Source organism: Flavobacteriales bacterium, from assembly GCA_016124845.1.
In the GTDB taxonomy this organism is placed as follows: Bacteria; Bacteroidota; Bacteroidia; order UBA10329; family UBA10329; genus UBA10329.
In genome coordinates this window covers 41,781-65,183 of the sequence record WGMW01000020.1, presented here as the reverse complement: position 1 = coordinate 65,183, position 23,403 = coordinate 41,781, and the positions used below count along the sequence as shown (strand labels likewise).

17 protein-coding genes are annotated in these 23,403 nt (G+C 49.5%); 8 read left to right on the top strand and 9 right to left on the bottom strand.

The window, feature by feature from the left end:
* The gene (locus GC178_09250; GenBank protein MBI1287751.1) at positions 1–1,461 is read left to right on the top strand and encodes a sodium:solute symporter; all 1,461 of its coding nucleotides are present in this window, start codon (positions 1–3) and stop codon (positions 1,459–1,461) included.
* On the opposite strand, the gene GC178_09245 is transcribed toward GC178_09250, so the two are convergent.
* From GC178_09245 to GC178_09235, 3 genes are read right to left on the bottom strand one after another with little or no spacing between them, the layout of a single operon-like run.
* A complete protein-coding gene (locus GC178_09245) occupies positions 1,441–2,544 on the bottom strand; it encodes an alkaline phosphatase family protein (GenBank protein ID MBI1287750.1) in 1,104 nt (367 codons plus the stop codon). The genes GC178_09250 and GC178_09245 overlap by 21 nt on opposite strands.
* A complete protein-coding gene (locus GC178_09240) occupies positions 2,499–4,115 on the bottom strand; it encodes an NAD(P)-binding protein (GenBank protein ID MBI1287749.1) in 1,617 nt (538 codons plus the stop codon). The genes GC178_09245 and GC178_09240 overlap by 46 nt, the downstream gene beginning before the upstream one ends.
* The gene (locus GC178_09235) at positions 4,115–4,585 is read right to left on the bottom strand and encodes a hypothetical protein (GenBank protein ID MBI1287748.1); all 471 of its coding nucleotides are present in this window, start codon (positions 4,583–4,585) and stop codon (positions 4,115–4,117) included. Before GC178_09235 ends, GC178_09240 begins: the two co-directional genes overlap by 1 nt.
* 127 nt (positions 4,586–4,712) lie before the next feature.
* On the opposite strand from GC178_09235, the gene guaB reads away from it, so the two are divergent.
* From guaB to GC178_09210, 5 genes are all read left to right on the top strand, one after another.
* Positions 4,713–6,182: an IMP dehydrogenase gene (gene guaB, locus GC178_09230; protein MBI1287747.1), complete on the top strand. Its 1,470-nt coding sequence runs from the start codon at positions 4,713–4,715 to the stop codon at positions 6,180–6,182.
* A 65-nt stretch (positions 6,183–6,247) separates the two neighbouring features.
* Positions 6,248–8,272: a peptidylprolyl isomerase gene (locus GC178_09225; protein ID MBI1287746.1), complete on the top strand. Its 2,025-nt coding sequence runs from the start codon at positions 6,248–6,250 to the stop codon at positions 8,270–8,272.
* 6 nt (positions 8,273–8,278) lie between these two features.
* Positions 8,279–9,136 (top strand): hypothetical protein, encoded by an 858-nt coding sequence (locus tag GC178_09220; protein ID MBI1287745.1) that lies wholly within the window; start codon positions 8,279–8,281, stop codon positions 9,134–9,136.
* A gap of 1 nt (position 9,137) precedes the next feature.
* A complete protein-coding gene (locus GC178_09215) occupies positions 9,138–10,487 on the top strand; it encodes a peptidylprolyl isomerase (protein MBI1287744.1) in 1,350 nt (449 codons plus the stop codon).
* Between the two features lie 117 nt (positions 10,488–10,604).
* A complete protein-coding gene (locus GC178_09210) occupies positions 10,605–11,576 on the top strand; it encodes an AAA domain-containing protein (protein ID MBI1287743.1) in 972 nt (323 codons plus the stop codon).
* A 105-nt stretch (positions 11,577–11,681) separates the two neighbouring features.
* On the opposite strand, the gene GC178_09205 is transcribed toward GC178_09210, so the two are convergent.
* From GC178_09205 to GC178_09190, 4 genes are all read right to left on the bottom strand, one after another.
* Positions 11,682–12,266, bottom strand: coding sequence for a hypothetical protein (locus GC178_09205; protein MBI1287742.1), 585 nt, complete (start codon positions 12,264–12,266; stop codon positions 11,682–11,684).
* 6 nt (positions 12,267–12,272) lie between these two features.
* Positions 12,273–13,856, bottom strand: a complete 1,584-nt coding sequence (locus GC178_09200) for a hypothetical protein (GenBank protein ID MBI1287741.1) — start codon at positions 13,854–13,856, stop codon at positions 12,273–12,275.
* A gap of 3 nt (positions 13,857–13,859) precedes the next feature.
* The gene (locus GC178_09195; GenBank protein MBI1287740.1) at positions 13,860–15,383 is read right to left on the bottom strand and encodes an aminotransferase class V-fold PLP-dependent enzyme; all 1,524 of its coding nucleotides are present in this window, start codon (positions 15,381–15,383) and stop codon (positions 13,860–13,862) included.
* A gap of 144 nt (positions 15,384–15,527) precedes the next feature.
* Positions 15,528–16,823: a hypothetical protein gene (locus tag GC178_09190; GenBank protein MBI1287739.1), complete on the bottom strand. Its 1,296-nt coding sequence runs from the start codon at positions 16,821–16,823 to the stop codon at positions 15,528–15,530.
* Between the two features lie 183 nt (positions 16,824–17,006).
* On the opposite strand from GC178_09190, the gene GC178_09185 reads away from it, so the two are divergent.
* Both GC178_09185 and GC178_09180 read left to right on the top strand, forming a co-directional pair.
* A complete protein-coding gene (locus GC178_09185) occupies positions 17,007–17,873 on the top strand; it encodes an outer membrane beta-barrel protein (GenBank protein ID MBI1287738.1) in 867 nt (288 codons plus the stop codon).
* Positions 17,874–17,913: 40 nt separating this feature from the next.
* Positions 17,914–20,289 (top strand): TonB-dependent receptor plug domain-containing protein, encoded by a 2,376-nt coding sequence (locus tag GC178_09180; protein MBI1287737.1) that lies wholly within the window; start codon positions 17,914–17,916, stop codon positions 20,287–20,289.
* Positions 20,290–20,523: 234 nt separating this feature from the next.
* Here GC178_09180 and GC178_09175 read toward each other — a convergent pair whose 3' ends face one another.
* Complete coding sequence (locus GC178_09175; protein ID MBI1287736.1) at positions 20,524–21,522, bottom strand: acyl-CoA desaturase; 999 nt, start codon at positions 21,520–21,522, stop codon at positions 20,524–20,526.
* Between the two features lie 396 nt (positions 21,523–21,918).
* Entirely contained in the window at positions 21,919–23,394 is a 1,476-nt protein-coding gene (locus tag GC178_09170; GenBank protein MBI1287735.1) for a glyceraldehyde-3-phosphate dehydrogenase, read from the bottom strand.
* Between the last annotated feature and the right edge of the window lie 9 nt (positions 23,395–23,403).

Here is a 23,403-nt window from a genome sequence, read left to right as displayed (position 1 = left end):
ATGTCCCCAATCCTCATTCTCTCCATCATTGCCGCCTACTTCGTGATGCTTTTCATTATCGGGAAGGTCACTTCGAAGGGCGCTGACAACAACTCATTCTTTATTGGCAATCGGCAATCGCCTTGGTGGGTGGTTGCCTTTGGGATGATCGGTACCAGTTTGAGTGGTGTCACCTTTATTTCTGTGCCTGGCTGGGTGGGCACATCGCAGTTCAGCTACATGCAAATGGTGCTGGGCTATTTGGTCGGTTACACCGTCATTGCCACGGTACTGATGCCGCTGTACTATCGGCTCAACCTCACTTCCATTTACACCTATCTCGAAGACCGTTTCGGCACCGCCAGTTATAAAACGGGCGCTTCCTTCTTTCTGCTTTCGCGAACCATTGGCGCTGCATTCAGACTGTATTTGGTAGCGGGCGTTCTACAACTCACCATTTTCGATGCGTGGGGCATTCCGTTTATTGCCACGGTTATCGGTACCATCGTTTTCATTTGGCTGTACACGTACGAGGGCGGCATCAAAACCATCATCTGGACAGATACGCTTCAAACGCTTTTCATGCTTTTGGCGGTGATCTTCACCGTTGGAATCATCAGTCAAGAACTCGGTTTTGGATATAGCGAAATGGTCTCAACCATCCGCGAGAGCGACTACAGCAAGATCTTCTTTTTCGAGGATGTGAATCATCCCAAATACTTCTGGAAACAGTTTTTGGCGGGTGCGTTCATTTCCATCGTAATGACTGGTTTGGATCAGGATATGATGCAGAAAAACCTTAGCTGCAAGAACATTGGCGAAGCGCAGAAGAACATGTTCAGTTTCAGTTTTGTGCTGGTTTTTGTGAATCTTTTCTTCCTCGCGCTCGGTGCATTGCTTTATCTGTTTGCTACCGCAAAAGGTTTTGAGATTCCTGCCAAGACAGACGACCTCTACCCGATGCTTGCAACAGGCGGACACCTGCCGATAATTGTCGGAATCCTCTTCATTTTGGGATTGATTGCGGCCGCTTATTCAAGTGCCGATTCGGCTTTAGCAGCTTTGACAACTTCCGCTTGCGTGGATATTCTCGACATTGAAAAACGACCAGAGAACGAACGAACGCCACTGCGAAAGAAGGTTCACGTGGTCATGTCTGCCTTGCTCGTTCTTACTATCATGATCTTCAAATGGGTGAATAATGAAAGCGTGATCAGCGCGGTTTTCCGAGTAGCGGGATATACGTACGGTCCGCTGCTTGGGCTTTACGCTTTCGGGCTTTTCACCAAACTGAATGTGCGCGACAAAGTGGTGCCATTGATCTGTATCGCTTCGCCAATTGTCACTTACATTATCAATGCAAATTCTGAAGCGTGGTTGGGTGGCTACAAATTCGGTTTCGAACTGCTGATTCTGAACGGAGCCTTGACCTTCATCGGCCTTCTGGCCATTTCCAAAAAATCAGAATCGAAGCTCGCTTAAGCGGATCTCAAGGTTTCTGACCTCTTCCCCGTTCACATCAATGATCTTGAATTGGATGAGCGGATCTTCCTGCTCCCAGTCAATTTCCATGATGCCCGCATTGTTCGGCTGAAAAGGCTCTACAATGCGATTGTCATTGGGTTCGGTGTGTCCCCATTCTTGGGTGATTCCGCTTGAAGTAACGTCATACAACGGATAACCGCCTTCCACGGGCTGCTTGGATATTTCCGCCCAATGCACATCGCCCGAAATAAAGACTACGCCATTGGCTTTCGTTTTCTTGATCAGGTCGATGAAACGCTGCTTCTCCATCGGGAAATTGGCCCATGCCTCATACCCGTTGTACGTGATTCCGAACTGCGTGCTGCTCATAATGATGCGCAGGTCAGCAGGTTCTTGCAGCGTCTTCTCCAGCCACGCCCATTGTTTCTTCCCAAGCATCGTTTTAGAACTGTCCGTGCTCGGCTGGTAATCGTTTTTCCACTCCGAACCCTTGGCCTTTTCCAATTTATCGCGGAATGTGCGGTTATCCAACATGATGAATTGAACGCGCTTCCCTTCAGGACCATAGATCACCGAATGGTAATTGCCTTCATGGTTCCTTCGTTCGGAGTTTTCAGACTCACACCAGAAATCGAGAAACACCTTTTTCGACTGCTTCTTCATCGGGTATTCCTTCCCGCCATCGTTCTTACCATAATCGTGATCATCCCAAACCGCAAGGAAATAGGCGCTTTCGTTCAGTTTGCGGAACTCTTCCTTGCAGCCGAGCTTGGTGTACTTCTTACGCATCACTTTCATCGACTTCGTGTCTCCGTAAATATTGTCACCCAGCCAGCAGAACACATCAGGTTTTCGCTCGGCCACTTTCAGAAGAACAGGCAGCGGTTTGTTCTGACTGGCACACGACCCGAAGCCGATGGTTGAAACCGTTTTCACCTCCAAACCTTCGTTCACTTTTCCGCAGAATGGTTCGTCTGGGTTTTGCGCTATCGCGAATGAGAAAATGAAAAATGAGAAAAGGAAGAGTGTGGATTTCATGCCGCAGAGATAGCCATCATTTGCTCTTCCAATGTTTTGCATGTGTTACCTTCTTTCTCTGGCACGTGGCTCATGGCGTATTCGCTCAACGCGGTGATGGTGAGACTTGGATTGACACCCAGATTGCATGGAATGATGGAGCCATCCAGAACGCGCATGTTCGGATATCCATGCACTTCGAATCTGTCATTCACCACACCTTCTTCTTTGGTCAGACCCATCGGGCATCCGCCCAGAATGTGCGCAGTAGATGACATGTTGAAGAGCACTTCGGTGGTTGCATTCATCGCAGTCCCGCCTGTTTTTTCCGCGTAGCGATGCATTACATCCTGACCAACATCGATGTACGCTGGCGCTTGCGTATTCTCGCTGTTTGCCACCTTCAGACTTCCACCGAAAAGTCCCTTTTTCCACTTCATGTGCAGCGCATTGTCCAACGATTGCATCACCAAAAGGATGATGGAATGATGCGCGAATTCTCTTCTCAGCACATTCCAAACCTTCCTCGGACTTGTAAGGAAATTCCACAGCATTTTGATGGTGCGAACAATCGCGGGGCCATCACCTGCTGCCATCACCGACAACAGCCCCATCACGCCCGAACCATCGCCATATTTCACCAGTTCGATGTGCGTATCCTCATCAGGGTTGAACACACGGCTGATGGCCAATCCATGGTTCATTTTTTTGTCGATGCCCGCAATACCGCAAAGCGATTCGGAGTTGGTGCGCAAATTCGCTCCGAGTTTATCCGAAAGATTCGGAAGTGTTTTGAACTCCTCTTTCTGGCGAAAAAGCAACTTCATCGTTCCCAGAACGCCAGCAGAGAAAACGATTCCACGGCTCTTGAAAACCCTTCGGTTCTTATTGAACCAAGAAGTGGAAGATTCGGTGTGGACGTGATACAATCCGTCCTTGTATTCCACTTTTACAACCTTGGTCTCCGCCTCCACTTTCGCGCCCCATTTCTCTGCGAAATAGAGGTAATTCTTATCCAACGTGTTCTTGGAATTATAGCGACAACCGACCATGCAATTGGCGCACTCAATGCAGCCTTTCCTCTTTGGGCCAAGGCCGTTGAAATACGGGTCCTTCTCCACTTTTCGGTCACCGAGATACACGCCCACATGGTCAACCGGTTTGTAGGTTTCCAACTTGCCCATGTCGATGGCGATCTGCTTGAGAACCTCATCTTCCGGACCTTCCTTTTCATACTTGGAACTACCGAGCATGAAGCGCGCCTTCTCGTAAAATGGGGTCAGCGTTTCCTTCCAATTTCGTATTCCTGACCAAACAGGATTGTTGAAAAACGCATCGGGCGGAAACATGTGCGTGTTGGCATAAACGAGGCTTCCGCCACCAACACCTGCTCCTCCAAGGACCATAATTCTATTCAGGAAATTGATCTTCTGAATGCCGAATGCTTTGATGGCCGGAGCCCAGAGGAATTTGCGCACGTTCCAGTTGGTCTTGGGAAAATCCTTCGATTCCCAACGTTTGCCCATTTCCAGCACCAGCACATCGTAGCCTTTTTCGGTAAGGCGCATGGCCGAAACACTACCACCGAAACCCGAACCGACCACAATGTGATCGTAGATCTTCTCCTCGGCCATCAATACACCTTTCGGTTATACAATTTGAGCGCAACTTGAGGTGGGCCGATACCCAATGCTGACGTGTTCGCATCGGTTTCCAGCAGGTACGTGATCTTATCCAGCTTCGTGATCTTGAAATCACCGTCCACAAACTGATCAATTTTCAATCTCAACACATCCGGATTCGGAAGACTCCACGTTCCTTCAACGGTATAATTCAACGTGTCTGCCGCATAGTATTTTCCAACACATCGATCATTGCCATAATAATTGATGATATACCGATATCCGGGATCGTTCTCTTTATAGCCCGGCAGGAGCAGCGTGTTCAAATTCAGGTCGCCTCCAGGAATGATCGCACGGTACATTTCGAACGTGGAATCCTTCAGACCCATATCCACAAAAACCTCACACCCCGAGAAACCGGATACGGTACCAATTCCAATAAAAATGAGCAGGAACCGTCTGAGTTTTATTAAGCTTCGCATACCTCCAAAAGTAGTAATCGCCACAATGGTTCAAAACAGCGGTGCAAAAGAGTGTTAATTGCACCTTGGAGGCGGGTTATATTTCTACCTTTGCACGAATTTTATTCGCAACGATAAAAATTCGCCCATGTCGTTAGACCCAGAAAAGTTCCAGGGAGAGGGACTTACCTATGACGATGTCCTCTTAGTTCCAGCCTATTCTGAAGTGATGCCGCGCGATGTGAATATCGCCAGCAAGTTCACCCGAAACATCAAGATCAACGTTCCTATCGTGTCTGCCGCGATGGACACCGTGACCGAAGCGGCCATGGCCATTGCCATTGCGCAGGAAGGCGGAATCGGGGTCATTCATAAGAACATGACCATTGAGCAGCAGGCCTTGGAGGTGCGGAAGGTGAAACGTGCCGAAAGCGGAATGATCCTCGACCCCGTAACGCTGAAAGCTGATGCGTTGGTCGGAGATGCGGAGAGCATGATGGCCGAATACAAGATCGGTGGTATTCCAGTGGTGGATGACAACCACAAACTGGTCGGCATCATCACCAACCGCGACCTGCGTTTTGAGAAGAACATGAAGCGCCCGATCAGCGAACTGATGACCTCCGAAGGATTGATCACAACCACCGAGGTTCAGGATATTGCCAAGACCGAAGCAATCCTTCAAAAACACCGAATTGAGAAACTTCCAGTAGTTGACAAGAACTACAAACTGGTCGGTCTCATCACGTACAAAGACCTCATCAAAACCAAACTCCGCCCGAATGCATGCAAAGATGACCTCGGTCGTTTGCGCGTAGCAGCGGCTGTCGGTGTAACTCCCGACATGCTTGATCGCGTTACTGCGCTGGCCAATGTGGGTGTTGACGCCATTATTATTGATACTGCTCACGGACATTCAAAGGGAGTTCTAACTGCGCTGAAAACAGCTAAGGATGCGTTTCCAGACCTGCAAGTGGTGGTGGGAAATATTGCCACAGCAGATGCCGCGAAAATGCTCGTTGAGCATGGGGCAGATGCGGTAAAAGTGGGCATCGGCCCTGGATCCATCTGCACTACGCGGGTCATTGCAGGTGTGGGTGTTCCGCAGCTTACCGCTGTAATGGATGTGGCCAACGCGTTGAAAGGAACCGGAGTTCCCGTGATTGCGGATGGCGGTATCAAATTCACAGGAGATATTGTAAAGGCTATTGTGGCCGGTGGCGATGTGGTGATGGCCGGAAGCATGTTTGCGGGAACGGAGGAATCTCCCGGCCGCACCGTCATTCTGGAAGGAAGAAAGTTCAAAACCTACCGTGGTATGGGTTCGCTGGAAGCCATGCAGAAAGGTTCGAAAGACCGCTACTTCCAAGATGCAGAGGATGATGTGAAGAAACTGGTACCGGAAGGAATCGTAGGCCGTGTGCCTTACAAAGGAACGTTGACCGAAGTGATGTACCAGATCGTTGGTGGTCTTCGGGCCGGAATGGGTTACTGTGGTGCCAAAACCATCACCGACCTTCAGAACGCCAAGTTCATCAAGATATCTCCTGCTGGTTTCAGAGAGAGTCATCCGCATGGCGTGACCATAACCAGCGAAGCACCGAACTACAGTCCGTAGCAAGGCGGTTTTCGCATGGATGAATTTCTATTTTTGCCACCCGCATAACGTAACATAACAACATCATGAAGAACAATTTCTTACAAACTGCGCTGCTTTTGACCGCATTCATCGGTAGTGTGAATGTTTTTGCACAAAAAGACCCTGTTCTATTGACGGTTGACGGCCAGCCCACAACGCTTTCTGAATTTGAAGCGGTTTACAAAAAGAACAACCGCGATGAGGTTGTAGATCAGAAAGACCTCGAAGACTACTTGGAACTCTATATCAATTTCCGATTAAAGGTCCGCGAAGCGGAAGCTATGGGGTTGGACACGGTGAAGAAGTTCGTAGAAGAACTGAAAGGCTACCAGAAGCAATTGGCCAAACCTTACCTCACCGATAAGGAAGTGACCGAAAAACTGGTGAAGGAAGCGTACGAGCGTTCGTTGAAAGACATCCGCGCCAGCCATATTCTTATCAAGGTAGGTCCAGATGCCTTGCCGAAGGACACGTTAGCTGCATACAATAAGATCATGGAACTGCGCAAAGCTGCATTGAAGGGTGATTTTGCGGCTATTGCCAGAAAGAACTCCGAAGACCCTTCTGCAAAAGACAATGGCGGTGACCTCGGTTGGTTCTCCGTTTTGCGTATGGTCTATCCATTTGAAACGGCTGCGTACAATACACCTGTGGGTCAGATCAGCATGCCTGTGCGGACTCGATTCGGTTACCACATCCTTAAAGTGACCGGAAACCGTGAAGCGCCAGGCGACATCAGAGCGGCACACATCATGATCAAAACCGCAAAAGAGCCTTCCGAGAGTGAAATGAAGAATAAGTCTGAAATGGAACTTGCAGAGCTGAAGAAACAAATAGAAGAGGCTCGTGAAACGAATAAAAAGGCCCAGGAGAAGATAATGGAAGTGAAAGCCCTTCTCGACAAAGGCGAAAACTTCGAAGACCTTGCTAAGAAATACTCTGAGGACCGAGGTTCTTCGGCCAAAGGAGGCGAACTGCCACGTTTCGGTACGGGTAGAATGGTTCCTGAATTTGAAGAGGCCGCATTCGCTTTGAAAAAAGACGGAGACATCTCCGAACCGATTCTAACGGACTACGGCTGGCACATCATCAAACGACTTGAGCGTTACCCTGTTCCTTCCATGGAGGACATGGAAAAAGAACTTCGGGTGAAAGTTGCCAAGGACAGCCGCTCTGAAATGAGCAAGACTTCTGTTTTGAACCGCGTGAAGAAAGATTACGGATTCAAGGAGAACAACAAGGCAATAGATGCGGTAGCCGCCCTACTTGACTCTACACTTATTGAAGGAAAGTGGAAAGTGGATCCATCAGCTAAACTTGATGTAATGCTTTTCTCCATTGGAGATAAGAAATACACGCAAGGTGATTTTGCCAACTACATGGAAAGTCATCAGGTGCGAAGAAGACCCGAAGACCTTCGCATGATCATGAACGGCATGTACAACCAATACGTGGATGAAAGTCTGTTGGCATACGAGGAGAGTAAGCTTCCTGAAAAGCATCCTGAATACAAGGCACTTTTGAAGGAATACCGTGATGGAATCCTGCTGTTCGACCTCACCGACCAGAAAGTATGGTCTAAAGCGGTAAAAGATACCGCTGGGCTGAAGGCTTTCCACGAAAAGAACAAAGACAAATTCATGTGGGGCAAGCGCTTGGATGCCGAGATCTATCATGTTCAGAACGATTCCATCTTGGAACCGCTTAAGAAGGAGCTGGAGAAAACGGCCAAGAAAGGAAGCCCGAACCGTGAGGAGATCCTGAAAACATTCAACGCCAACTCGCAGCTCAATCTTCGTGCAGAGGCCGATAAATATGAAGAGAATGACGAGCCGCTATTAAGCAAAGTGGAATGGAAAAAAGGGCTTTACGGTCCGTTTGACGAGGACAACAACAAGGTTTTCGTACTGGTGAAAGAAGTGTTGAAACCAGCACCGAAATCGCTAAAAGAAGCTCGCGGACTTGTAACGGCCGAGTACCAGAATTACTTGGAGAAAGAGTGGATCGATGAGTTGCGCAACAAGTACAAGTTCAGCGCCAACCGCGACCTGCTCAAGCAGATCAAATAAGCCATTTTGCGCCATACCCGAACCGTATATGCTCTCACCCTGCTGCTTTTTGTAGTGGGGTGTGGTCTTTTTAAAAAGGAGGAAGAACGCCCTGTGGTAGCGCGCGCCAAAGAACACAAACTATACCTTGATGAACTGAAAGCTGTACTCCCTGCCAACCTCACGCCAGATGACAGCACCACCTTCGCCAACAGCTTCATCAAGAACTGGGCTACACAGATGCTGCTGCTTGACAAGGCCGAACTGAACCTGAAGGAAGCCGACAAGGATGTGACCAAGCAGTTGGAAGAGTACCGCAGGTCGCTGATCATTTACCAGTACGAGAACCAACTCATCAAGCAGCGATTGGACACCAACGTGACCAAGCAGCAAATTGAGGAATACTACAACAATAACAAGCAGAATTTCGAGTTACAGGACAACATTGCAAGAGCCGTGTTCGTGAAGCTTGCGGAGAACTCGAAAGATGTGGAGAAAGTGAAAAAGCTTGTGCGATCTGAAAAAACTGAAGACCGAGAGGAACTGGAGGAATTCTGCACGCAACACGCAAAAGCATTCCACCTCAACGATCAGCAATGGGTTCCGTTCACAGAACTGATGGGCCTGCTGCCCAAAACTTCCTACATCAACCTCAACTATTTCTCTTCTTACAACTTTGCTTATTTGTCGGATTCTACAGCGCATTACATGATGGATGTGCGAGAGATCAAGTACAAGAACTCGGTTTCACCGATCGAGTTTGAAGAGCAGAACATCAGAAACATAATTTTGAACCAGCGCAAACTGGAGTTGGTGCAAAAACTTGAACGTGACATTTTTGACGATGCGGTCTCGAAAAACGAATTCGAAATACTGAACAACTGATATGAGAAACGCTTTCCTGACCCTTCTTTTCGTTGCCGCCACGCTGGTAAGCATGGCGCAGGAAGGCCAGTCCATCGACCGCGTCATTGCTGTTGTTGGCGGTAGCATCACGTTGCAATCCGAACTGGAAACGCAATACCTGCAAATGCTTTCGCAAGGCTACGAGCCGAACGATGACAGCCGTTGCATCATGTTTGAGGAATTGCTTTACGGCAACTTGCTGCTGCACCGCTCCAAAGTGGACAGTTTGGAGATCTCGGACGGGGATGTGGAAGACGAATTGAACCGCAGATTGGAGTATTTCATCTCTCAGCTCGGTTCCAAAGAGAAACTGGAAGAGTATTACGAGAAGTCGATCCTGGAGATCAAGGATGAGTTCCGTGAGATGATCAAAGAGCAGTTGCTGACGCAGCGCATGCAAACGAAGATCACAGGTGACATCAAAGTAACTCCAGCAGAGACGCGCGCCTACTTCAGCAAGATACCAAAGGACAGTTTGCCTTACATCAACACGGAAATTGAACTGGGCCGCATCATGCGCAGGCCAGCAGTTACCAAAGCGCAGAAGGAGGCAGCCCGCGCCAAAGCAGAGGAGCTTCGTCAGCGCGTTTTGGACGGAGAAAGCTTCCGTGCATTGGCCATTCTTTATTCAGAAGATCCTGGTTCCTCCAAAAATGGTGGCGACCTCGGATTCTTTACACGCGGAATGATGGTTCCCGAATTCGATGCGGTGGCGTTCAGCCTCAAGGAAGATTCAGTGTCTGAGGTTTTCGAAACCAGCTACGGTTACCACTTCGTGGAGATGCTGGAAAGACGCGGTGAGCAGATCAATGTGCGTCACATTCTGGTTCGTGCCAAAACATCTCCTGAGGATCTGGAACGTGCACGCGTTTTCCTTGACAGCGTTTATGAGCTCATTCAGGAGAAGAAAATGACCTTTGCGCAGGCCGCAGAAAAGTTTTCGGACGATGAGGAAACCAAGATCAATGGCGGAATGATGTTCAACCCGATGACGGGCGCCACCACCTTCCAAATGGATCAGTTGGGTTCCATCGATCAGCGTCTTTTCCTTACGGTGGAGAACATGAAACCTGGGGATATTTCCAAGGCGGTAAAGACCCAATCTCCTGATGGAAAAGAAGCCTACAACCTCTTCTTTCTGAAGAGTAAGACCGAGCCGCATGTGGCCAATCTGAAGGACGATTACCAGAAGATCCAACAGGCGGCATTGGCCGAGAAGAAAAATAAGACCATCGAAAAGTGGATCAACGACAAGGCGGCAGAAACGTATGTAAAGATCGATGCAGCGTATCAGGACTGTCCGTTTGCGCATCGATGGGAGAAGAAATAGTGAAATGAAGATCAGTTTACAAAGTTGACAAGAGCTCCTGCAAAGAGCATTTCACGGATTCAATCCGCTTGACCTTTTCAACCTGTCAACTCTATAAACTCGATAAACTGAAACGAAATGACACAATTCAAGAGTGACGTAGAAGCAATGGAAGCGCTGCAGGGTGCTTACAAAAATCTGACAGCCGAGATCGGAAAGGCCATCGTTGGGCAAGAGGCTGTGGTGAAGAATGTGCTGATCTCAATTTTCAGCCACGGGCATTGCCTCTTGGTGGGTGTTCCTGGATTGGCAAAAACGCTTTTAGTGAACAGTATTTCCGATGCGCTTGGCCTGAAATACAGCCGTATTCAGTTCACACCCGACCTGATGCCTTCAGACATTATCGGAACCGAGATTCTGAACGACCAGCGGCAGTTTCAATTTGTAAAAGGTCCGTTGTTCGCCAATATCATCTTGGCGGATGAGATCAACCGAACGCCTCCCAAAACGCAGGCTGCCCTTTTGGAAGCCATGCAGGAAGAGGCCGTGACCGCTGGCGGAACGCGCCACGAACTTCCGCATCCGTTCTTCGTTCTGGCCACGCAGAACCCGATCGAGCAGGAAGGAACCTACCCATTGCCCGAAGCGCAGTTGGACCGTTTCATGTTCAACGTGTGGTTGGATTACCCTTCATACGAAGAGGAATTGAACGTGGTGAAACTAACCACCACCGACAAGAAAGTGAAGTTGAGTCCTGTTCTAAGTGCAGAAGACATTGTGTATTTCCAGCAGCTCATTCGCAGAATCCCTGTTCCGGACAACGTTTATGAGTATGCCGTGAAACTGGCTTCCAGCACGCGGCCTGACACCAAACTCGCCTCACCAAAAGTGAACGAATATGTGAACTGGGGAGCGGGTCCACGTGCATCACAGTACCTCATCATCGGTGCCAAGTGCCATGCGGCCATCAACGGGAAGTTCTCTCCAGACATTGCAGATGTGCGTGCCGTGGCTGAGCCGATTCTCCGCCACCGCATTGTACGCAACTACAAGGCTGAGGCGGAAGGCATTACCGTTGAGGATATCATTGCGGAGTTGGTTAAGGGATAGCTGACCAGTTAATTAGCTGACCAGTTAATTAGCTGACCAGTTAATTAGTTGACCAGTTAATTAGAATTACTCGCTCTAATTAGCAATTGGTTATTCGCTCTTTCTCTATTCTAATAGCCTTAGTCCCGCCAGGAACTCCTCAAACTTGCCAATGTTCTTCTCGTAGGTTTCGGGGGTCGCAGTAAATTGTATCCAGAGATAAGCCGTTTTTGTTTGTAGCAGAACAAATTGATTGTGATAAACGTGATTATTCCAAATCGTGAATACGCGTTGCTTTACACCGTTTTCAATAGGAACTAAAGGGTTTTGCCCATACCAAATGTGTGAAGAGCTAAACTTGGTCGGTTGACCAAATCTATTCCCTGTCAAATACTTGTCCTCAAACTCCTTGAACGAGGGAAACTCATCCCTTAGAAACCCACTTATCAATATCGCATTCTTGATTCCATCGACAGGCGGTAACGTTCCTCCAAACAATTTATCATCTCCCGTTTCCTTTAGGTTTAACCACTTTGGAACTTTTACACCATAGGACAGGTCGTAATTCACATAGTCTAACTCCACTATTTCATCACGAACCAGCTTTTCTTTTAAATCATTCACATCATCATAAGACTCCTGAATGGTGTCCTGCGAGAAACCATACTTGGTGATAGTTAAGAAAACGATGAAAAGCAGATACGACCTCATTGTCTACTACTGATTCAGCGAAGCATACAGCGGTCGCATCTTCGCGAACAACTGCTTGAAAACCTTCAATCGCTTGTCGTAGAATTCGAAATTCTCCTTCTGCGGATGGAAGACCTTTTTCACTTTGAGCTTGGTCTTCATCTCATCGTAGGTCACAATGCCAAGATTGTTGAAGCACACGAACGCGATGCCTTTGGTGTTGGCCTGGCGCGGTTGGTCCATCAGATGAACTGGGACCTGTAGCGCATCGGCACAGATCTGAGGAGCGGTTTCCCACATGGCTCCTCCACCCGTAAAATTCACCTTCTTGATCTTGCCTTTCAGACTCTTTTCTTTGGTTTCCAGCACCCATTTGAAGTTGAGCGCATACGATTCGAAAATGGCGCGGATCATATCATGCCGCGTATTCTCAGGGCTGAGGTTGATAAAACCTCCGCGCATGTTCGTGTCGGGTTCGGGGAAGGTGGAACCGAAAATCCAAGGAAGGAAAACAACCCCATTACTTCCAACAGGCGATTCCGCAGCCATCCTGTCGGCAATGGCCGCGTGATGCTCCTGCGAATCTGAATTGATCTTTGAAAGTGGGTCTTCCACCCGAAGAAGATTGTTCAGCAGGTAATTGAGCGACTTGGCGCCCGCTCCAGGCTCGCCCACCATGATAAACCTGTCAGGAACTGGACTGCTCACAGAATAGATGCCGTTCAGAATATCGATGGTTCGCGTGTCGAGAACAACACCCGTGTTGAGCGTGGTTCCGATCTCGATCACCGCATCCATTGGGTCAAAAGCACCTCCGCCCAACATGCAAGCTGTGGTGTCCTGCATACCTGAGAAAACGCTGACATCCTCTGAGATGCCGAGGCAATCGATCACTTCCTTTTTCGGACTTCCCAGATTGTCGCATACTGGAACGATGTCTGGGTACTTCTCCGCATCCAACCCAAGGAATTTGATGAGGCTTTTGTCGTACGTGCCTTTGCTCCACCCTGCCTTTTTGATCATGGCATAGGTGAAACCGATGTTCTCGTTCGTTTGGAATTTGCCCGTCAGCTTCAGGTTGATGTAATCGGAAGGCTCCATCACCTTGTAGGTCTTCTTCCAAACCTCAGGCATTTCGTTTTTCAGCCATAGCATGTGGCTGCTGCCGTCCACACCCGAAAGAATTGGTGGAATACCAACCGACATCAACCACTTGAGCAGCTTGAAAATGTTGTACCCCAATATGGATGGAAAACCGCCCATCTTTTTGCTGATGTGCTTGGCAGACCGCGAATCTTCCCACATGATGACGTTATGCACTGGGTTGCCATCTTTATCCACGGGTACCGAGCTGAAATACTGTGCACAGTTGCCAATGGCCACAATGCGTTTGGCCGTGCCCGACTCGTCAATGACCTCCTTGGAAAGCTTCAGGATCTGATCCCACCAATCGTGGGGATCCTGCTCCACGCCACCGCCTTTAATATAAATGCTATTGAACGTGCCCGACCGCGTAGCGAGAATATCCCCGTTCTGATCGACCACAGAAACCTTGGGTCCGCTGGAACCGAGGTCGATGGAGAGCACACATTTGGATGTGGAATCGCTCATGGCTTAGAACGGATAGGTACTCTGCGTCACATCAGTGTAGGCTGTCAACATCGGCACATACATCGAGGGGTCTATCTCCTTCCCTGCCCCGCCATACATCGCAGCGGATTTCGGGTCGCCTTTCTGTTGTTTGGCGTACTCCACGGCCGCTTTCAGGTCCTTCTCAAAGTCCTCTACAATGGTGGTATTGGTGATCTGCGGACCCGTCACACAGAAATGGAAACCGTTCGGGTGTTGCTGGCCGTTCATGCGCCAGCCTTTGGTCTTCAGATAATCGTTCACGTGGTAGATGTTGAACTGATCCGAACCAATAGCCGTGATGAAAAGTGAATCTCCGAACAACCGCAGTTCAGGAATCCCTCGGACCACATCTTTCAATCGCTTGTTCACCTCGAAAATGCCCTTGGCGCGTTTCAGATATCCTTCCTTGCCGTAGTGCATCATGGCCGCCCACGTGGCCGCGAACAGTCCACCCGACTTGCTGCCATTGAAACCTGTGGAAACATAAACACCACCTGGCCAATCGACCTCGCAATGGTATTGGTAACGTCTCAGATGCTCGTTGCTGAACAACACCGTTGACGTCCCCTTCAGCGAATAACCGTACTTGTGCGTATCAGCAGAGATGGCGGTGACGCCTGGAAGCCGGAAATCGAACACGGGACATTCGATGCCCAACGGTTGCGCCCACGCAAGGATAAACCCACCGAGACAGCCATCCACATGCAGACCGATATTGTGTTTCACCGCAAGGTCAGAGAGTTTCTCGATCGGGTCGATAATGCCGTGGCCATAGTTACCTGCCGAACCCACGATCATCACTGTATTGGGTGTGATCTTGCTGGCCATGTCGGCCACATCGGCTTGGAAGTTTCCGTCCAACTTGGCCGTGATCGTTTTCATGTTCAGGTAATGCGCGGCCTTGAAGAACGCAGGGTGTGCCGAAACAGGCAGCACAATTTCTGGCTGCGTGATGCCTTTGTCCACGCCCCACTCGCGATGCACGTACACCGACTGGAAAATACTGTCGGTGCCACCTGTGGTCAACGAGCCGCACGCTTTCTGCTGTGGGTTGCGCTTGTTCACCGCATCGCCATTGAAGATGTCGAGCGTCATGGCAATGATCTCGCCCTCGTATTTGGTCAACGATGGGCACACATCGCGCTGAATGGAATTGACCTGCGAATAGTAGCCGAAGGCCTCGTTCAGGAAATCGTAATGGTCCTGATCGCCATGGTAGAACGAACCCGATATCTTGCCGCTCTTCCACGGCTTGCTTTCCACGGCATGCATCTCCTTTATCTGCTTCAGGATCTCTTCCTTCGGCATCGACTTTTCGGGCATTTTGCTGTTCACCGCATATTTCTCGCGGTACGGGAAAAGCGAATCGACCATTTCGGGGTCGTTGCGCATCTCGTTCATCACGAGGTCAATCTTCTTATCGTCACTCATGCTGCGCTGCACCGCGCGCGCCACCGATGGCAGGTGCTTGATGACCTTCTTCTCTATGAATTTTGCGAATCCCATTGACTTATATCAATTAGTTTGACGGTAAATATAGAACGCAATACGGGTAAACGCGCGTTCGGTGGCGGCTACCATGGTGTTTGCCACCAAGGTGACACTTACACCAGCATCATTGAACAGAAACAGAAGCCGTAGGACCGCAGGCTACAGGTACGAATGGTCCGAACCATCCTGCTTGTAGTCCTTCTCCACCTTGTGTTTCACCATGCCGCGTATCCAACGTTTGAAGGCGGGCATCTCCTTCATTTTCGGATTCTTGCCATGCTTCTTAAAGCGGTCGAAGTAGTATTTGGTGGCCAGCACGGCAAATGCCGCACAGGTGTTGTGATCCAGATAGTCGCTCAGATTGTTCAGTTTGATGTGCTCCACGCCAAGCGCCTTTATCCGCTCGTACGCCACTTCCGAATTCTTGTAACTCACCTCCTTATCGCCTTTGCAATAGCAGAGCTGAACGGGCGCCTCTGGTTTCCAGTTGGTCAGGTTGTTCTCGCGTAGCCGTTTCTTAAAGGGATGGTCGGGGTCGTTCCTGTAGTCTTCGATCCACTTGGACTTGACCACCTTGGCCGGAACACTTGGCAGCAGCTTGTCCAGCTCATCCAGCGTTCTGCGGTCGTTATCCTCAAAAAAGGGAGGGAACAGCGTGTCGAAAGGTTCGGCAAAAACCTCATACGGGTCTTTCATATCCAAGATGTGGTAGGCCGTTTGGTAAGAGAGCAACAGATACGGCAGATAGAACGGCCGCGGGTATTCCTGAAACATGTAATTCTCCTGTTCGCCCGTCATATCGTAAGCGCCCGACATGGGCGATGTGGCCGTGACCTGAAAACGGGGGTCGTCCAGTTCTTCAATGTATTTCTGGGCTGCAAAGGAGGCATGGCCGCCCTGCGAGTAGCCTGTAAGGAACAACTGCCCGTTGGGTTCAATTTTCAGTTCCTTGTTCAGCTCATCCACCGCCATCAGCATATAAATGAAGGCATGCGCCTCCGACCATGCATGCTGGTAAAGGTGCCTGCCCTCCCCTTTTCCGATGCCATAATAATCGGGGTACATGGCCGCGTAGCCGTCTGTTGCGTGCGCCAGGCAGATGAACTGCTGCGAATCGTTGTCGGTAATGTTGCGCGCCTTCTGTATCTGCGTACCGTGGCCAAACATCATATACGGAACAGCCTTCTGCACCTTGGGTACATAGTAGATGCCCGATGCATTACGCCATGTGCCGTCTATCCATTGCACCTTGTAGATGATCTCGTAGATATCGACCGCGTTCTTAACGGGCAGTGCGATCTTGGGTACGCTGTTCTTCTTCCAAAGGGCACTGATGGTCTTTTTGGTATGCGACTTTACCAGCTTGTAGCTGACCAGGTAGGCAGATGGCGTGGGGTCGGTAGCAAAGGTGGGCACCGCAAACAGCAGCACCAGTAGAAACGTGAAAATTCTCATAATGACAATTAGGAATAAGAGGGAAGCACGAATGTACATGATTTACAGCCACATACATGGTAGCTGCCCGACCTTTGGAGGCAATTGCCCCTACTCACATTTCACCACGTCTCCAGAATCCTCATGGAACAAATCCTTAGAGCCTTTCAAAAGTTGAAGGTTACAAATCATTAATTTGGCCACGTGCGAAACTTGTTATTTGTCCTGCTCATGCTACCGTCATTTCCGGCATTGGCGCAGGATATGATCATTACCAACAATGGAGATACGATCCATTGCAGGATTACTGAAATTGCCCGAGATCACATTCGGTTTCACTCCACCAAAGACTCCACAAGCAGCAATACCAGACTGATTGCACGATCATTCGTTAGGGACTATTATCAGAAAACCGCAAACGACAATAAGCCAAAGGTTAAAAGGAAGCGGGACTATTCCGTAGCAAGTCTGAGAATCGGTGCCGGTTATTCTTACTGGATTCCGTCCGATTACGTACTGAGCGGGCAGACGGACAGCTATTTCAAGCGACTTCGATCGGGATACAACCTGAATGCCGCCCTTACCTTCTACCTCAATCCTGCCATTGGTTTAGGCATACGTTATTCGGCTTTCAGAACAAAACAGTCAGAGACCAGGATAACATCAACAGACACACTGCCCAACGGTCAGTTACAGAAAACAGAAGCTACCATCGGTGATGATATTACTGTTCAAAGCATTGGAGTCAGTATTAATATCAAGGTCAAATCGAATGCACACCCACGATTTCAAGTTCTTGCCGGACTATCACCGGCCTATACAACGTTCGTAGATAAGGCCGTAAACGACTTTGACCTCAAACTGAAAAGCGATGCATTCTCTTTCTCGCTGACCACTGGCCCGGAGTATCAACTATACAAGGGTCTTTACATAAGCCTATTGATAAACGCAGAATTCACATTCTTCAATCATGTTGTCTATCAATACAACACTTACCAACGAAAGGAAAAGACGAACGACCTCGATGTGAAACGCATCGAAGCATCCCTCGGACTGTCCTATTACTTCTGAACGTAGCCAAGTGACCGCTGCTATTCACTAAATTGCCTTCATGAAAAGATTGGCCTCTATTCTTTTTGTGCTTGTTCCATTGTGCGTGGTTGCCCAGCGCAACCAGACCATTAAAGGTACGGTGGTGGATGCCGAGACCAAACAGCCGCTGGTGGGCGCCACGGTATTTGTGGAAACACCCGAAATGATCGGTGCCTCTACCGATATAGATGGCAAGTATCACCTGCAGAACGTGCCTGTGGGCCGCGTGGAAGTGAAATGCACCTACATCGGCTACGAACCATGGACCAGCGGACTGGTAACGCTCACCTCGGGCAAGGAAATGACCATTGACATTGCCTTGGAGGAAAGCGTGAACATGACCAAAGAGGTAACGGTGGTGGCCACACAGGATGGCCGTCCGCGCAACGAGATGATGACCGTGAGCGCACGCTCCTTCAGCATCAAGGAAACACAGCGTTTTGCAGGCAGCATCAACGACCCCGGCCGCGTGGCACTCAACGCGCCCGGAGTAACAGCTGCGCAGGACAATGACAATGATGTGATCGTGCGGGGCAACTCGGCCGCAGGCATCCTCTGGCGTCTGGAAGGCATTGATGTGCCCAACCTCAACCACTTTTCGCGCCCCGGTTCTTCGGGCGGTGGCATCACGGCCCTTTCTCCCAACGTGCTGGGCAACATGGATTTCAGCACGGGGGCCTTCCCAGCCGAATACGGCAATGCCTTCGCGGGTGTGTTCGATATCAGTTTCCGCAACGGGAACACCGAGCGACACGAGTTCATGGTGCGGGCGGGTGTGCTGGGCATCAACGCGGGCGCGGAAGGCCCCATGTCGAAGAAGGACAACGGTTCGAGCTACCTCTTCAACTACCGCTATTCCACCTTGGGCATTCTGGGTGCCATGGGGCTGTATGTGGTGGATGCCAACACCAACAACACCTATCAGGACCTCAACTTCAAGATCAATCTGCCCAATACCAAGAAGTCGCGCATCAGCATTTTCGGGGTGGGCGGCATGAGCCAAGAGGTGGGCATTATCAAAAAGGACACGGCCGACTGGAAGGAATACATCAACCATTTCAAGACCACGTTCAAGACCAACCTGGCGGTGGTGGGCGTTTCGTGGACCTACCTGCTCAACGAGAAATCGTACATCAAAACCGTAGGTGCCTTTACCTATAATGATGTGGTGGACGGAGACGACACGCTCGATTACAACATTCAGTTACACCCCGTGCGCAACACGCATTTCAATAACACGCGGGCGGCCATCCACACGTTCTACAACCATAAGTTCAGCAGCCGCATCAGTCTGCGGGCGGGCATCCATGCCGATGAGAACTTCTACACTTTCCACGAATCGAAATACGTGGACTCGCTGGGGCAGACACTCAACCTGATAGATGGTTCGGGCAACACCACCACGCTGCAACCTTACGTGCTCACCAAGTATCGGCCAACGGCCACCACCACCATTATCGGGGGCGTACATGCGGTGTATCTGCGGCTCAATAACACGTATTCCATCGAACCGCGTTTCAGTATTGCGCAGAAGGTGGGCGGCAGTTCGCAGTTCAGTTTCGGCTACGGACTGCATGGGCAGTATCTGCCGTTGGGCTCCTACTTTACGCGCTACACGCGGCAGGATGGCTCTGTGTATTACCCCAACCTCGACCTGAAAATGATACAGAGCCATCATTTTGTACTGAGCTACGAGCTGAGTTTCCTGAAACATTACAAGTTCAAAATAGAGCCGTATTTCCAGTATCTGTACCGACTGCCTGTGAGTGCCAATCCCAACAGCACGTACATGGTGCTGAACGAGCGCTCGGGCTACGCCAAGGATTCGCTGGTGAACAAGGGCACGGGCATGAACTACGGGGTGGACATTTCCATCCAACGATTCTATGCCAACCATTGGTTTGTGGTGGCCAACGGGTCGGTGTTCCGCTCGCAGTACACACCGCTCAATGGCAAGACCTATTCGGGTGCGTACGATAGCCGTTTTGTGATGTCGCTGATGGGCGGCTACGAGTTTCAGTTCAAGAACAGCGCGCTGGAAGTGGGTTTCCGTTTTGCGTACATGGGCGGTTTCCGCTACACACCCATCGATGTAAACGCATCGAATCAGGCAAAGGAGGCCATCACCATCGACTCGCTTGCCTTCACGCAGACATACCCGAACTACCTCCGCCCCGACCTGCGCATGGCCTATCGGCAGAACAAACCCAAGTATTCGTGGACCATCTCGCTGAACATCGGCAACTTCATCGACCACAAGAACATCCTGCGCCAGTTTTACGACAAGCAGCACAACGAACTGGCCTACAAGTATCAGATGGGCTTTATTCCCGTGCTGGCCTTCCAACTCGACTTTTTCGCCAGTAAAGGCGGGAAAAAGGAGAAGGATGGATGATCAACCTTTATAGGCCATGTAAGCCAAGGCAACGGCAAAAGCAGCAACAATTACAAATCGCAGAACGCGTAGAACAATGATCTCTTCGGGTCTCATGGTTGAATGTTGAGTGCAAATCTAAACGCACCCAACATAGCACCAATGACCATAAATGGCTATTTTATTGACAATTCCTTAAAATTCCGTGAATCACGTAACATTGCCATGACATTTACGCTGCCTGAAAGCGTATTCTCACTTAGCAACTCGCGCCAAGATCGGGATAGGTGAATTACCCAATTGCCAAAGATGTTTGGCGTGCTGCCACAGAACTACCCTGAAGTTTGGATAAACATGGTAAGGAATGCCGTACTCCTGGGCTGTCTGCCGCACGATCTTGGACAGCTTTCGGTAATGCACGTGGCTGATGGTCGGGAACAGGTGGTGTTCGATCTGGTAGTTCAACCCGCCCACAAACCAAGAGAAGACACGGCTTTTTGGAGAGAAATTGCAGGTGGTGCGAAGCTGATGAACGAACCAGCTTTCCTCCACTCTTCCGTCTTCTGGCGCAACAGGATATTCAGCATCAGGCATCACATGGGCCGCTTGAAAAACCGTGGCACTGAACACGCCAGCAATGAAGTGCATGGTCAAGAAGAAAATCAGCGTCAACCACCACGATGCAGGGTTGAGCCACATTGGCAACACCAACACAACCGCCCAGTAAACCAGCTTAGCAACCGTCATCCGCGTAACCTGTAGGGTGAATTTCCCACGGCTTTTCACCGTCAACCCTTTCTTACGGAAATCGAATATCTGAAGGAAATCCTTGAAGGTTGCCCAATTGATGGTCATCATGCCGTAGAGGAACCACGCATAGAAAACTTGCAAGCGGTGAATCCACAGGCGCTTGCCGTTTGGAGAAAGGCGAAGAATGCCACCCGTGTCAATATCGCCATCATGCCCATCGATATTGGTGAATGAATGATGCAAAACGTTATGCTGGATCTTCCAAACGATGGCGCTGCCACCCACAATATTTATCAGGTACCCCAAAGCCTTGTTCACCTTCGGATTCTTGGAATAGGAACCATGATTTGCATCGTGCATGATGGACATTCCGATACCGATCATGCCAACGGCCATCATTACCCACATCACGAAAAGTACCAGCCAATGCGAAACCACACCTGAAATGATCAATCCAAGTGGCACCAAATACAGCATCAATAGCGAAACGGTCTTCACGATCATACCTGCATTTCCATGCTTGGTAATCTGGTTATCCGCGAAATATTCCGCGACACGGAATTTCAAGGTCTGCACAAATTCAACATCCGCTGTGCGGGAAAATTTCAATCGTTGTAATCGGGTCATGTTCGTGTTTGCGAGGCGTGAAAGTAGGCACTAAAACACGAACGCAAATTGACCAATCATAGTATGAACCGATGAACATCCTGCGAGCACAATCGACATGAAATAGCCACAGAAACGCAGAAAACACAGAGGTTTTCACCGAAAATTTCCGTGAAATCTGTGAAAATCTGTGCTTCTGTGGCTAAAAAAATGTCCTTTAAAAAGTCTTGTTCTTAAGCAGAAAAAAAGCCGATGCGAAAGTTCACATCGGCTTTACCTAAAAGGTTGATTCTCTTAATAATAGTGCAGTCTGCGAACCTTGCTCACATACTTCGAAAGACGAAGCACCTGACGTGTGTAACCGTACTCGTTATCGTACCAAGCGTAGATCACCACGTTCTTTCCGTCAGGAGATACGATGGTCGCTTTACTATCGTAGATGGAAGCGCAGCTATCCCCAACGATATCAGAAGACACCAACTCGTGTGAAGTTGAATAACGGATCTGCTCTACAAGGTTTCCGTTCAATGCAGCATCTTTCATCGCATTGTCAACTTCTTCCAAGGTCACAGCCTTGTTCAAGGTCAAGTTCAGAATAGCCAAAGAACCATCTGGAACCGGAACACGAACTGCGTTTGAGGTCAGTTTTCCACCCAATGTTGGAATCACTTTCGCAACAGCACTACCAGCACCTGTTTCGGTGATGACCATGTTCAACGCAGCCGAACGACCTCTACGGTATTTCTTGTGGTAGTTGTCCAACAGGTTTTGATCGTTGGTGTAAGCGTGGATGGTCTCAATGTGACCTTTCTCTACTCCGAATTTCTTTTCAATCACCGCCAAAACAGGAGAAATGGCATTGGTTGTACATGAAGCCGCAGACCAGATATCATGCGCGTCTGGGTCAAAATCCAAATGGTTTACTCCGTGAACGATATTCGGGATATTTCCTTTTCCTGGAGCGGTCAGCATTACTTTGCTCACACCTTTCGAGTTCAAATGCTGACCCAGTCCGTCAGCATCTCTCCAAACACCTGTGTTATCGATCACCAACGCATCGTTGATGCCGTAAGTCGTGTAATCGATCTCAGCAGGGCTGTTCGCTGCGATCAACAGAACCGTGTGACCGTTTACGATCAACGCTTTCTTCTCAACGTCAGCCTCAATCGTTCCTGGGAATGGTCCGTGGATGGAATCCGTTCTCAGAAGGTCAGCACGCTTGTAAATATCAAGGTCTGAATTTGAACGGGTAACGATGGCACGCAAACGCAACTGATCGCCTTTTGCTGACTGCGAGATCAACTCTCGTGCAGCCAAACGACCGATACGTCCGAAACCGTAAAGCACCACATCTTTCGGTGCCGAAGGCTCTTTTCCATCCGCCACAAACGTTCCGATAGTAGCTCCAAGGAACGTCTCAACGGTTTCTCCGTTGGCACGTGCCTCCAACCACTCGTGGGTCAGTTTTCCAAGGTCGATTTTGGCTGGCGCAAGGTTCATGCCCACCAGACCTTCAGCCACCTGAAGGCTATCGAAAACCGTGATCGGCTTCTTCACCATCTTGCGCGCATACTCATGATGAGCAAGCACTTCACCCACGTTGCAATCGTGCAACTGCTGGCGGAAAATGACAAGTTCTACAGCTCGGTCAAAACGCAGGGTTCCGACAATAGACATCAACTTGATCGCGGCTTTCTCTCGCCCGATCCAATTGGTCAACTCTGCCTCAAAAGTTCCGTGGGACTTCGAAGCAATCGTTTCAGTACTCATGAAATGGAT